The organism is Bradyrhizobium yuanmingense (assembly GCF_900094575.1).
GTDB classification, from domain to species: Bacteria; Pseudomonadota; Alphaproteobacteria; order Rhizobiales; family Xanthobacteraceae; genus Bradyrhizobium; species Bradyrhizobium yuanmingense.
This window is the reverse complement of record NZ_FMAE01000009.1, coordinates 151,502-163,583: the sequence shown is the minus strand read 5'-3', so window position 1 is coordinate 163,583 and position 12,082 is coordinate 151,502. Positions and strand designations below refer to the sequence as shown.

Here is a 12,082-nt window from a genome sequence, read left to right as displayed (position 1 = left end):
AGACGCCACTGCGCAAAACAGGAACCATGGCCGCGGCGCTCGCTTATCAGACGCGAGTTGGAGGCGCCTGATGGGAAAGAAGCAATTTGCCGCTCTGCCGTTTCGGCTGGACAAGTCCGAGCTGCGGGTGATGCTGATCACGACCAGGCGCAAGCGCAGGTGGAGCGTCCCAAAGGGATCGCCGATGCGCAACAAGGAGCCGCACCTGACGGCTGCGCTCGAAGCCTATGAGGAGGCGGGCCTGGTCGGTGTCGTGGCCACGCGCGCACTGGGCAGCTTCAAGCATCGCAAGCGAAAAGGTGATCGCAAGCGGACCATGAACGTTGCCGTCTTCCCCATGAAGGTGCACGGGCGCCAGCGCTGGTGGCCCGAGAAGGGCGAGCGGGAGGCGATCTGGGTCTCGCCCAAGACGGCGGCGCGCCTGGTGCACAAGGCGCAGCTCCGGCGCCTGATCGCCCGGTTCGCGGCGCAGACGGCGCGCGAGACATCCTCGCAGCTCGGCTGGTGAGGGGGGCCGGGATTAGGAACACGTCGCGCGCCCAATCATTCAAGCTTGATGGACCAACAAACCACGGGGCTCATATCGGAGGAGCGGCCGCCTCACGACATCCTGGCAGCGGCGATCGAGCGACGCCGCGCCGTCTTGTTCGTGGGCGCCGGTGTCTCGATGGCCGTCGGCCTGCCGTCCTGGCAGTCCCTGATTGATCATCTCTTGGACGATCTGGGCCTCGAACGCAACGTCATCGACGGAATGCATGGCGGCTATCAGATGCTTGCGGAATATTATCGGATCAAGCGCGGCGGGATCGGCCCGCTGCGCAGCTGGCTCGACCGCAATTGGCGTGTCGACCCCGAGAAGATCGCCGCTTCAGAGCTGCACCGGATGATCGTCGAGCTGGATTTTCCGGTCATCTACACCACTAATTACGACCGCAACCTCGAAACCGCGTTCGACGTGCTGAACAAGCCCTTTGCGAAGATCAGCAACGCGAAGGAGATCGCGAGCGCTCGCGCCGGCGTCACCCACATCATCAAATTCCACGGCGACTTCGATGACGATGCTTCGCTGGTTCTGACCGAGACCGATTTTCTCAACCGGCTCGCCTTCAATTCCCCGCTCGATATCCGCTTTCGCGCCGATGCGCTGGGAAGCACGCTGCTCTTCGTCGGATACAGCATGTCCGATCCGAACATCCGGCTGCTGCTGCACCGGATCTGGCAGATCTGGGACGAGTCCGGGCACAGCCAGGACCGGCCGCGATCCTTCGTATTCGTCGCGCAGCGCAATCCGGTGCAGGAGGCGGTGCTCGCCAACTGGGGCATCACCACCATCGCCCCGCCCGAGGGTATGGCTGCCGATGACGGTCTCAGGCGGCTGCTGCACGACATTCGCGAGCGGCTTGACGGCAGGACCGCGCCTAGCTCGGGTCCCGACACCGAGAGACATCGCTAGGGCCGCCGCACGCTGCAGATCTCGTTCGGGGCTAGAGTGAGGCTTGCGGCATATTGCATATCCAGAAAGCCGGCGCGCCAGCGCTGCGCCATGGCCGTCTCCGACAGATCAAAGGATTTTTCCGGCCCGGCCTCCTCGCGGCCCGGCCGGTAGCTCAGGAGATAGACCTCGTCCTTGTAGTGGAGGTCCTGAAGCTCGGCGCGGAGCTGACGGGCCTCCAGAGCGTAGCCGAGGCGCTGGAAGGTCTGGTTGCCGAAGGTCAGGTCGCTCTTGCGCTCGGAGGCGGCCTCGAGCCCATCGGGGACTTTGCCGTCGCGCGGAAACAGATCGATCACATAGAGGCGGAGCGGGCCTGCAGTCTCCAGGATCGGATCGAACGGCGCGTTCAGCGAGAACCCGCCGTCGACGAGCCAGCGGCCGGCGATCTGCACCGGAGCGAATTCGGGGAGAAAGCCGCAGCTGGCCAGGATATGGTCCATTTCGATCCGCTCCGATGCGGAGTCGAACAACACGGCATCGCCGCTTTCGACATCGGTGGCGCAGATCGTGATGCGCAGATCGCCGCCATTCAGACGTCCGAAATCAATCAAGCGCTGCAGGCCTTGGCGGGTCGGGCCGAGATCGTAGATGCCGCCGTAGTGAGACGCCGGAATGGGGAGGCGGGGGTGGAAGAAACCGGAATGACCCAGCACGCGCGTACTGATCGAGCTCAGCCACGCGAAAGTATGGCGGCCCGCGTTCGGCACGTCGGCTGGACTGCTTGGGGCATGCCAATAGCTGCGTAAATTGCGCAGCCGATCGTCGCACGGGCTCCCCGCGATCAGCGCGGCCGTGATGGCCCCGGCCGACGAACCGGTCACCCAGTCGATCGGCAGCCGAAGCGAACTGAGGGCTTCAAACACACCGCCATGATAGGCGCCGAGGCCGAGCCCGCCGGAGAACGTGATGGCGGTGAGAGGACGCTCGGCTGTGCCGCCAGGCTCAGCTGCACGGTCGGTCAAGACGGGCGCCAATTGCCGGTCGGGTGGTCGCGCCGATCACCGGTATCTCCCGCAATAGCGAAGATTGATCGCGAGAGCGGCGGCGAGCAATCGACATTCATCTCAAAGCTCCAATGTCGACAATTGAACGCGGCTCTTGATGCCGTGTTCCAAAGGCTCAAACGGCACGCATGGCCGCCCTTTGCGGCGAGCCGTTAACCTGTGTGAAGCCGGTCGCTGCAGATCGCGGCTAAGGTGACGGCTGCGACAGCTCCGACCGGAAGCGGGATGCCAGAACAATCTCCGAGCCTCAGAAACTTCACCATCAACTTCGGTCCTCAACATCCCGCCGCGCACGGGGTGTTGCGGCTGGTGCTCGAGCTGGACGGCGAAGTCGTCGAGCGCGTCGATCCGCATATCGGCCTTCTGCACCGCGGCACCGAAAAGCTGATCGAGGCCAAGACCTATCTCCAGGCCATTCCCTATTTCGACCGGCTCGACTACGTCGCTCCGCTGACCCAGGAACATGCCTTCTGCCTCGCCATCGAACGGCTGATCGGCATTGAGGTGCCGCGCCGCGGCCAGCTCATCAGGGTGCTCTATCACGAGATCAGCCGCATCCTCTCGCACCTTCTGAACGTCACCACCCAGGCCATGGACGTCGGCGCCTTGACCCCGCCGCTGTGGGGCTTCGAAGAGCGCGAGAAGCTCATGGTGTTCTACGAGCGCGCCTCCGGCAGCCGGATGCATGCCAATTATTTCCGGCCGGGCGGCGTGCACCAGGATCTGCCGCCCAAGCTGATCGACGACATCGAGGCCTGGTGTGATCCGTTTCTGAAAGTCGTGGATGATCTCGACCGCTTGCTAACGCTCAACCGGATCTTCAGGGCGCGCAACGTGGATATCGGCAGGGTGACGCTGGAGCAGGCCTGGGCGTGGGGATTTTCGGGCGTGATGGTGCGCGGCTCGGGCGCCGCCTGGGATTTGCGCAAGGCGCAGCCTTACGACTGCTATGCGGAGATGGATTTCGACATCCCCATCGGCAAGAACGGAGACTGCTACGACCGTTATCTCATTCGCATGGAGGAGATGAGGCAGTCCGTCCGCATCATGAAGCAGTGCATCGAGAAGCTGAAGTCGCCGGACGGCGGCGGCCCGGTGATCGTGCAGGACAACAAGGTCGCGCCGCCCCGGCGCGGTGAGATGAAGCGGTCGATGGAGGCGCTGATCCATCACTTCAAGCTCTACACCGAGGGCTTCCATGTTCCCCCCGGCGAAATCTACGTCGCCGTCGAGGCGCCCAAGGGCGAATTCGGCGTGTTTCTCGTCGCGGATGGGACCAACACCGCCTACAAGTGCAAGATCAGGTCGCCCGGCTTCGCCCATCTGCAAGCGATGGATTTCCTCTGCAAAGGGCATTTGCTAGCGGACGTCTCGGCGATCCTGGGCTCGCTGGACATCGTGTTCGGCGAAGTCGATCGCTGATCGTGAACGGCCGGCACGCACCTACTCGGGCAGAGGCGTGTCGGCGATGTCCAGCAGCGCGCCGAGGCCTTGGCGGAGGCGCCGCGTCGCGATGCTGTCGTTGGCAAGGCCGAACACCACGAGCGAGCGCGCGGTCACCGCGTAAGCATGCCCGAACTCGAACTCGGCCATCGGCGCGTCGGGCCGATTGGTGTCGATCAGGCCGAGCCAGCTGCGTCCGTCGGTGACCTCCGGCAGGGTGAAATTCACGACGTCGTGGTGCGCGTTGTAGACCAGCAGCATGGTCGCATCCGAGCCGCGGCGCTTGATCCCGGTCTCCTGCGCGCGGCCGTCGAGCAGCATGCCGAAGCACTTCGCATTGCCGTCCTGCCATTGCTCCGTCGTCATCTCCTCGCCGGACGGCGAGAGCCAGGTGACGTCCTTGACGTCGAGCTCCTCGTTGTGCGAGCCGACCAGGAAGCGGCTGCGGTAGAGGATCGGAAACGCCTTGCGGGTGGCGATCAGCTTGCGCACGAACTCGCGCAGGCTGCGGCCGTTCGCGGTGATGCCCATCCAATTGAGCCAGGTGGTCTCGTTGTCCTGGGCGTAAGCATTGTTATTGCCGTTCTGGGTGTGCCCGAACTCGTCGCCCGCGAGCAGCATCGGCGTACCGTGGGACAGCAGCATCGTTGCCAGCAGATTCCGCTTCTGGCGCTCGCGCAAGGCGGTGATCTCGGCGTCGTTGGTCGGCCCTTCGACGCCGCAATTCCAGGAATGGTTGTTGTCGTGACCGTCGCGATTGTCCTCGCCATTCGCCTCGTTGTGCTTGTCGTTGTAGGAGACGAGATCGTTGAGGTTGAAGCCGTCATGCGCGGTGACGAAATTGACGCTGGCCCAGGGCCGGCGTCCGCGCTTGTTGAAGAGGTCGCCGGAGCCCGAAACGCGCTTGGCGACGTCGGCCAGCGTGCCCGGATCGCCCTTCCAGAAGGCGCGCACCGTGTCCCTGAACTTGTCGTTCCACTCGGCCCAGCCCGGCGGAAACTGACCGACCTGATAGCCGCCGGGCCCGATATCCCAGGGTTCCGCGATCAGCTTGACGCTGGAGAGCACGGGATCTTGGCGGCAGGCGTCGAGAAAGCCGCCGCCTTCATCGAAGCCATAGGGCTCGCGCGCCAGGATGGTGGCGAGATCGAAACGGAAGCCGTCGACCCGCATCTCTGTCGCCCAGTAGCGCAAAGAATCAGCGACGAGTTGCAGCACACGCTGATGCGAGAGATTGACGGTGTTTCCGGTGCCGGTGTCGTTGATGTAGTAGCGTTTCTTGTCCGGCAGCAGGCGGTAATAGCTGGCATTGTCGATGCCCTTGAACGACAGGGTCGGGCCGAGCTCGTTGCCTTCGGCGGTATGATTGTAGACGACGTCGAGAATGACCTCGATGCCATGGGCGTGAAACTGGTTGACCATGGCCTTGAATTCGTTCGCAGACGTCGCCTTCAGGTAGCGCGGATCAGGAGCGAAGAAGGCGATGGAATTGTAGCCCCAGTAATTGCGCAGGCCTTTCTCGACCAGATAGCTGTCGTCGACGAACGCATGGATCGGCAGCAGCTCGGCGCTGGTGATGCCGAGCGAGCGCAAGTAAGCCGGGATTTCCGAATGTGCCAGGCCCGAGAACGTGCCGCGATCGGCTTCCGGCACCAGCGGATGCAGCTGGGTGAAGCCCTTGACGTGCATCTCGTAGACGATCGTGCGCTCCCACGGCACTTCCGGCTTGCGCGCCACGCCCCAGGTGAAGGCGGGATCGATGACGCGGCATTTTTGCATCAAGGGCGCGCTGTCGCGTTCGTCGAATGACAGGTCCTTGTCGGCGTGATCGAGTTGGTAGCCGAACAGCTCCGGCCCCCAGCGGAGCTGGCCAACCAGCTGCCTGGCGTAGGGATCGAGCACAAGCTTGTTGGGGTTGAAGCGGTGGCCGGCGTCGGGTTCGTAAGGGCCGTGGACGCGATAGCCGTAGACAGTGCCGGGCCGGGCGGAGGGCAGATAGCCGTGCCAGACCTCGTCGGTAAATTCGGGCAGCTCGATGCGCTCGAGTTCCGTTTCGCCGGCATCGTCGAACAGGCAGAGCTCGACCTTGTTGGCGTGGGCGGAGAACAGCGCGAAATTGACGCCGAGGCCATCCCAGGTGGCGCCGAGCGGGAAAGGTCTGCCTTCGGTGATCCGGGTGCGGCGCAGGCGTGAGGCCGTCCGCGTCAGGGCGTCGTCTGAATGTGCTGGCTGGTCCATCTCTGCCCCCGAGTTGCCCGTCAGGATGTCGGCGCAGTCGCGGCGGTGGGCTCCACGTCGGCCGGCTTGGACGGCGCGTTGGCTTTTTGCAGAGCCGCCTCCTTGCTGATGGCCGGAATGGAGTTGCCGATCCGCCCGACGATCGCGATCAGCTCAGCGTCCGAAAGTCCGAGCCGTTTCTTGACGAGGCGCACCTGGGCGCGGTCGGTCAGGTCGAGCTTGTTGCGGATCAGTTGCGGCTTCGGGCGGCGCATGGCCACGGCTCCTTTCTGGGGTGGTAACCGTCGCGCTGCTGATTCCGTTCCCGTTGCGCTGCAAATGTCCGGCGTCGGCGCCGTGCAGGAACGAACGCACACCGCTCCGCTTTGTCGCCCCGACGTGCGCAATTGCATGCCGAAGCGGGCATGCGGCGAAAGGGGACGGGCTTGAATCAGAGGCTGGGAATGGCCGAGCAAAATCGGCGCCATGGTCCTCAGATCGTCGATCATGGGGTCTCGTTCAACCTGTGGGCGCCGACGGCGCGATCGGTCGAGCTGCTCGAAATCGGCCAGCCGCCACGCAAGATGCCGCGCGATGCGGACGGCTGGTATCAGCTATTGAGCCAAACTGCGCGCGCCGGCACGCGCTATCAGTTCAGGATCAACCAAGACCTCGTCGTGCCCGATCCCGCCTCGTGCTTCCAGCCGGACGACGTCGGCGCGCCGAGCGAGGTGGTCGACATGGCCGCGTTGAGGGACCCGGTGCTCTATCCGGGCCGTCCCTGGGCGGAAGCCGTGATCTACGAGCTGCATGTCGGCACGTTCAGCGAGGAGGGGACCTATGCCGGCGTCGAGAAGAAGCTGCCTTATCTTCGCGATCTCGGCATCACCGCCATCGAGCTGATGCCGCTCAACGACGTCCCCGGGCGGCACAATTGGGGCTATGACGGCGTGCTCCTGAACGCGCCGAATGCCCGCTATGGCCGGCCGGAGGATCTCAAGCGGCTGCTGCGCGCGGCGCATGCCCTTGACCTCATGGTCTATCTCGACGTCGTCTATAACCATTTCGGGCCGCAGCTGAACTATCTGCATCTCTATGCGGAGAACTTCTTCAACCCGCGCCACACCACCGGGTGGGGGCCCGCCGTCAACCTCGAAGGAGCCGACGGCGCGTTCGTGCGCGGGTTTCTGATCGAGAATGCCCTGATGTGGCTGCGCGATTATGGGTTCGACGGCCTGCGCTTCGATGCCGTTCATGCACTGAAGGACGACTCGAAACGTCATTTCCTGGTCGAGCTCGCCGAGACCCTGCGCAGCCAGCTGGCGGGCCGGCGCATCCATCTGATGCTGGAGAACGAGGCCAATCAGGCGCACCTGCTCGCGCGTTCGCAGGGTCGAGCGACGTACTACGATGCGCAATGGGGCGACGACTTCCACAATGCGCTCCACGTCCTGCTCACGGGCGAGGACGAAGGTTATTACCGGGCGTTTGCGGACAAGCCGCTCGAGCATTTGGCGCGATCCCTCACCGAGGGCTTTGCCTATCAGGGCGAGGTGTTTCCCCTGCACCAGGCGCCGCGCGGCGAGCCGAGCGCTCATCTGCCGCCCGAAGCGACCATCTTCTTCGCCCAGAACCACGACCAGGTCGGCAACCGCGCTTTCGGGGAGCGGCTGTCGCGGTTGGCCGGTCCGGACAAGCTGGAGCTGGCCCTCGCACTGGTTCTGCTCAGCCCGCATATTCCAATGCTGTTCATGGGCGAGGAAGCGGCAGCCGAAACGCCCTTCCTGTTCTTCGCCGACTGGTCGGGCGAAGCCGCCGAACTGACACGGGAAGGCCGCCGCAAGGAGTTTTCACACTTCAAGGCGTTCGCGACGCCCGAAACGCGCGCCGGAATCCCGGACCCGTGCGACGAAAGAACCTTCCGCGCCTCCAAGCTGGACTGGACCAGCATCGAGCAATCGCCTTCCGGCACCAGGTTCCGAGCACTGACGACGCAGTTGTTGACGATCCGGCGCGAGAAGATCGTGCCGCTGATCAAACGCGGGTTCGTTTCGGCGCAGCGAGAATTGCTCGGCGCGGATCCCAGCATGGGCGGCGTGGATGTGCGCTGGCAGACCGAGCAGGGCGACGTTCTGCAGATTGTCGCCAATCTCGCCGACCTCGAACTGCCGATGCCCTCGCTGGTCGACGGCGAGAGCCTGTGGCGATTGCACTCTCATGACGCCGGAGCACTTGGGCCCGGCGACATGATCGTGAGGCTTGGCCGCAAGCGCTGACGACAGACGAGGTTCAGCGCTCTCAGGCTAGCTGCCGGCACGGCTCGCGACGGCCGGTGTGGGCGAGGTCGCGAACTTGCCGAGCCCAAGGTAGACGAGGCCCGCCACGCCGATTCCGAACAACCAGCTCAGATCGGCACCGCCGAGCAGATAGATCGAGATCGGCCCCTGCAGCGCGCTGACGAGGCCGTCCTGCACCAGCCATCCGGCAACGAGGCCGGCGAAGAACGCGATCATGCCGGCCCGGTTGATGTCGCCATAGGCGCTGCTCTCCGGCGAGCGATAGAGCTCGGCCACCTCGATCTTGCCCTTGCGCTTGATGAAGAAGTCGGCGAGCACCACGCCGGCCCACGGGCTAATCCACAACAGCAGGCTGATCATCCAATGGTCGAACGCCTTCGCGAAGGACGGCGCGAAGATGAAGTAGAGGGTGACCAGATAGCCGGCGACGCCGACGATGACGGTGAGCCAGAAGCGCGAGAGTTTCAGCCCCGCGCTTAAGGCGGCCAGCGCCGCCGAATAGACGTTGAGGATGTTGGTAGCGATCGGGCCGTGCAGCACCATCAGGAGGACAAGGATGCTGACGGGACCGCCGAACACCGCGCTGACCATCTTGGCGGGATCCGTGTCCAGCGTCGTCGAGGCAATGGTCGCGCCGAGAATGCCGAGCCAGACCGTCGGCACGAACATGCCGACATAGCTGTACCAGAACACGGCTTTCGACGGCGTGGAGCGCGGCACGAAGCGCGAATAGTCGGAGGCCCAGGTGACCCAGGAAATGCCCCAGCCGACGCCGATTGCGGTCATCAGCATCGTCAGCATCGCCAGATGCGCGCCGGGCGGCAGCGAGGTGGTCAGGTTCCAGTTGACGACGCCGGGCCGCGTCCAGGCCAGCACGCTCATCAGCACCATGATGGCGATGGTCGGCGGCACCGTGTACTTCTCGAAGGTGCGGATCGCGTAGAAGCCGTAGACGCCGATCATCACCTGCACCGCCATCACCAGCGTGATGACGATCATCTCGACCAGCCAGGTGTCGGGCACGCCGAACTGGCCGAGGATGCCCATCGAGACCTTGACCGGGAAATAGGTGTTCACGCCGATCCAGCCCAGCGTCATCAGGAACATCAGGATGCTCGGCAGGTAGGCGCCGCGGACGCCGAAGGCGGACCGGCTCAGCACCATCTGGTTGACGCCAGTCTTGTGTCCCATCACCGTGAAGGTCGCGAAGATCGCGCAGCCCACGATGTTGCCGAGCACGATAACCGCGATTGTCTCCATCAGGCCGAGCTTGAGGATGATGCCGAGCGCGCCGAGCGCCCAGTTCACCGGCGCGACGTTGGCGCCGGCCCAGATCCACATCTGCTGCGGCCCGCTGGAGTCCCGGTCCGCGTCGGGAATTGGCTCGATGCTGTGAATATCAGCGCGAAGTTCGGAATCCGTCATGGCATCCCCCAATACGAAGCACGCTTCGCATCATCGCAGCATAAATCGTGCCATGGGTTGCGGAGCGGCCGGGCCGGGCGCGTTTCGATGCCGGACGCAGCGAGGCTCGCCTCGGATGCGACTGCGTTTTTAAGCGCCGGCCATGCCGACGCGCCGGCCTGCCGCAGCACACCGGACCCGCCGCCGGTTGACGGCGATCGATGCACGGCCGGGCAGCGGTACGATGATAAATTAAGCAGCCCAACTCAAAAGCGCAGCACTCGCCTCTAGTCGAATAGGGCAGCGGCGCTGTCGCGACTGGGATGGCCGGCCACGATGCGCTGCATCATCTCGATGAAGAGGGCCTGTTCCCGCTGGCTCAAATCACCGAGCGTTGCGCGATGCGCCCGCCGTGCCGCGCCCTCGATTTTAACCAGCAGCGCGGCGCCGGCCGGCGTCAGGCGGCACAATCGCGCGCGCCGATCGTCCTTGTTCACCGCGCGCTCGACAAGGTTGCGCGCCGCGAGACGCTTCAACGCACCGGTCGTCGTAGTGCGATCGAGCGCGATATCGGCCGCCAAAGTGGTCTGATCGGCGGTTTCTCGCACCGCCAGCGCCGAGAGCAGGCTGTATTGCAGCGGCGTGACCTCGAATTCGCCGCAGGCTTCCTGAAACAGCGCGACGTGAATCTGGTGCAGCCGGCGGATCAGATAGCCGGGCCGTTCCGACAAGGGCCAGGGGCGGTGCCGCGTCCCGCCGCGACGTGTCTTCGCTTGCCGCAATGCACACACTCCCAAGCCGAAACCCTGCCGCGCTTAGCTCGATTCGAGTGCGCCTGCCACATCGGGATCATGGCACGATGCTTGCTTTTGTCAAAATGCGAAGCATGCTTCGTAATTCGAGGGACGAAGCCGTCGCCCCTCGCAAGAAGAGGAGAGCGCCATGTCCGTCACTGCCAGCTTCGATCTTCTGCTCCGGGGTGGCCGCGTGATCTGTCCGGCCTCCGGCGTCGATGGCCTCAAGGACGTCGCCATCCGCAATGGCAAGATCGCGGCGGTCGCATCCGACATTCTGCCGACCAGCGCGAAGGAGGTCGCCGATGTCAGCGGCAAGCTCGTGCTGCCCGGGCTGATCGACACCCACGCGCACGTCTATCAATATGTCTCCGGCCGTTTCGGCATGAACCCCGACATGGTCGGGGTGCAGTCCGGCGTGACCACGCTGGTCGACCAGGGCGGTCCGTCCTGCATGACGCTGCCGGGTTTCCGCCATTTCATCGCGGAAGCCTCGGCCTCGCGCGTCTATGCGTTTATCTCCGCCTATCTCGTCGGCGGCCTCGAGGGCCATTTCTATCCGCAGCTCTACAGCCCCGACGGCGTCGACATCGATGCGACCGTCAAGGCGGCAACCGCCAATCTCGATCTCGTGCGCGGCATCAAGGCCCATGCCGAGATCGGCGGCTTCGCGCGCTGGGGCATTCGCGTGATCGAGATGGCGGCCGAGATCGGCAAGCGCGCCGACCTGCCGGTCTATGTGCATTTCGGCCAGCTCTGGGGCCTGCCCGAGAGCGGCGCCAATGGCGAGGACGCCGACACCATCCTCACCCGCGTGATCCCGCTCTTGCGCGAGGGCGACATCCTCGCTCATCCCTTCACGCGCCATCCCGGCGGCTTCGTCAATCGCGAGGGCGAGGTGCATCCGGTGATCCAGGCCGCGCTCGACCGCGGCCTCAAGGTCGACGTCGGCCACGGCAGCCATTTCTCCTATCGGCTCGCGAAGAAGGCGATCGCCGCCGGAATCATTCCGACCACGCTCGGCGCCGACATCCACGGCTACAACACCCATGTGCCCGCGCCGGCCGGAACGCCCGACCAGCACGAGGACGATGAGAACCATCCCTTTGCCGGTCAGGCCAAGTTCAGCCTGGTCCAGGCGATGAGCTCGATGATGGCGCTCGGCCTGTCGCTGGAACAGGTGGTGCCGATGGTCACCGCCAATCCCGCAAGAATGCTTGGCCGCAGCCACGAGATCGGCGCGCTCAAGATCGGCATGGACGCCGACGTCTCCGTGCTCACGGAGAGAAACGGCCGTTTCGTCCTGAAGGACAACGAGAACAACGAGGTGATTGCCGAGCGCCTGCTGCAGCCAGCCTTCTGCCTGCGCGCCGGCACCCGCTTCGACGCGGTCGCGCCGATCCTGCCGCAGGCCGTCGCGGCATAAGGCCG

General features: G+C 64.5%; 10 protein-coding genes. 5 read left to right on the top strand and 5 right to left on the bottom strand.

What is annotated here, in order from left to right:
- The first annotated feature begins 70 nt into the window (after positions 1 to 70).
- Together GA0061099_RS29920 and GA0061099_RS29915 are read left to right on the top strand one after the other, a co-directional pair.
- A complete protein-coding gene (locus GA0061099_RS29920) occupies positions 71 to 508 on the top strand; it encodes an NUDIX hydrolase (RefSeq protein WP_074448196.1) in 438 nt (145 codons plus the stop codon).
- A gap of 48 nt (positions 509 to 556) precedes the next feature.
- On the top strand, positions 557 to 1,453 hold the full coding sequence (locus GA0061099_RS29915) for an SIR2 family NAD-dependent protein deacylase (RefSeq protein WP_050995899.1): 897 nt from the start codon (positions 557 to 559) through the stop codon (positions 1,451 to 1,453).
- Here the strand turns inward: GA0061099_RS29915 and GA0061099_RS29910 are convergent.
- Positions 1,450 to 2,454 (bottom strand): patatin-like phospholipase family protein, encoded by a 1,005-nt coding sequence (locus tag GA0061099_RS29910; protein ID WP_050995902.1) that lies wholly within the window; start codon positions 2,452 to 2,454, stop codon positions 1,450 to 1,452. The two genes, GA0061099_RS29915 and GA0061099_RS29910, sit on opposite strands and share 4 nt — an antisense overlap.
- A gap of 267 nt (positions 2,455 to 2,721) precedes the next feature.
- On the opposite strand from GA0061099_RS29910, the gene GA0061099_RS29905 reads away from it, so the two are divergent.
- The gene (locus tag GA0061099_RS29905; RefSeq protein WP_036005022.1) at positions 2,722 to 3,918 is read left to right on the top strand and encodes an NADH-quinone oxidoreductase subunit D; all 1,197 of its coding nucleotides are present in this window, start codon (positions 2,722 to 2,724) and stop codon (positions 3,916 to 3,918) included.
- A gap of 21 nt (positions 3,919 to 3,939) precedes the next feature.
- Here GA0061099_RS29905 and glgX read toward each other — a convergent pair whose 3' ends face one another.
- A complete protein-coding gene (gene glgX, locus GA0061099_RS29900; protein WP_036023694.1) occupies positions 3,940 to 6,177 on the bottom strand; it encodes a glycogen debranching protein GlgX in 2,238 nt (745 codons plus the stop codon).
- A gap of 20 nt (positions 6,178 to 6,197) precedes the next feature.
- Positions 6,198 to 6,431 (bottom strand): DUF3606 domain-containing protein, encoded by a 234-nt coding sequence (locus GA0061099_RS29895; protein ID WP_036005232.1) that lies wholly within the window; start codon positions 6,429 to 6,431, stop codon positions 6,198 to 6,200.
- Positions 6,432 to 6,620: 189 nt separating this feature from the next.
- On the opposite strand from GA0061099_RS29895, the gene treZ reads away from it, so the two are divergent.
- Positions 6,621 to 8,432 carry a malto-oligosyltrehalose trehalohydrolase gene (gene treZ / locus GA0061099_RS29890; protein ID WP_036023696.1) on the top strand — a complete coding sequence of 604 codons (1,812 nt, stop codon included), beginning with the start codon at positions 6,621 to 6,623 and terminating at the stop codon, positions 8,430 to 8,432.
- Between the two features lie 27 nt (positions 8,433 to 8,459).
- On the opposite strand, the gene GA0061099_RS29885 is transcribed toward treZ, so the two are convergent.
- Both GA0061099_RS29885 and GA0061099_RS29880 read right to left on the bottom strand, forming a co-directional pair.
- The gene (locus tag GA0061099_RS29885; RefSeq protein ID WP_074448211.1) at positions 8,460 to 9,878 is read right to left on the bottom strand and encodes a cytosine permease; all 1,419 of its coding nucleotides are present in this window, start codon (positions 9,876 to 9,878) and stop codon (positions 8,460 to 8,462) included.
- 266 nt (positions 9,879 to 10,144) lie between these two features.
- Positions 10,145 to 10,639: a MarR family winged helix-turn-helix transcriptional regulator gene (locus GA0061099_RS29880; RefSeq protein ID WP_225114753.1), complete on the bottom strand. Its 495-nt coding sequence runs from the start codon at positions 10,637 to 10,639 to the stop codon at positions 10,145 to 10,147.
- Between the two features lie 160 nt (positions 10,640 to 10,799).
- Between GA0061099_RS29880 and GA0061099_RS29875 the strand changes: the two genes are divergently transcribed.
- Complete coding sequence (locus tag GA0061099_RS29875) at positions 10,800 to 12,077, top strand: amidohydrolase/deacetylase family metallohydrolase (RefSeq protein WP_036023700.1); 1,278 nt, start codon at positions 10,800 to 10,802, stop codon at positions 12,075 to 12,077.
- Positions 12,078 to 12,082 lie beyond the last annotated feature (5 nt).

Bases quoted from the DNA above. Each gene is read 5' to 3' on its own strand.
- GA0061099_RS29895 (WP_036005232.1), bottom strand. From the start codon at position 6,431: ATGCGCCGCCCGAAGCCGCAACTGATCCGCAACAAGCTCGACCTGACC.
- GA0061099_RS29905 (WP_036005022.1), top strand. From the start codon at position 2,722: ATGCCAGAACAATCTCCGAGCCTCAGAAACTTCACCATCAACTTCGGT.
- GA0061099_RS29885 (WP_074448211.1), bottom strand. From the start codon at position 9,878: ATGACGGATTCCGAACTTCGCGCTGATATTCACAGCATCGAGCCAATT.
- GA0061099_RS29875 (WP_036023700.1), top strand. From the start codon at position 10,800: ATGTCCGTCACTGCCAGCTTCGATCTTCTGCTCCGGGGTGGCCGCGTG.
- glgX (WP_036023694.1), bottom strand. From the start codon at position 6,177: ATGGACCAGCCAGCACATTCAGACGACGCCCTGACGCGGACGGCCTCA.
- treZ (WP_036023696.1), top strand. From the start codon at position 6,621: ATGGCCGAGCAAAATCGGCGCCATGGTCCTCAGATCGTCGATCATGGG.
- GA0061099_RS29920 (WP_074448196.1), top strand. From the start codon at position 71: ATGGGAAAGAAGCAATTTGCCGCTCTGCCGTTTCGGCTGGACAAGTCC.
- GA0061099_RS29915 (WP_050995899.1), top strand. From the start codon at position 557: ATGGACCAACAAACCACGGGGCTCATATCGGAGGAGCGGCCGCCTCAC.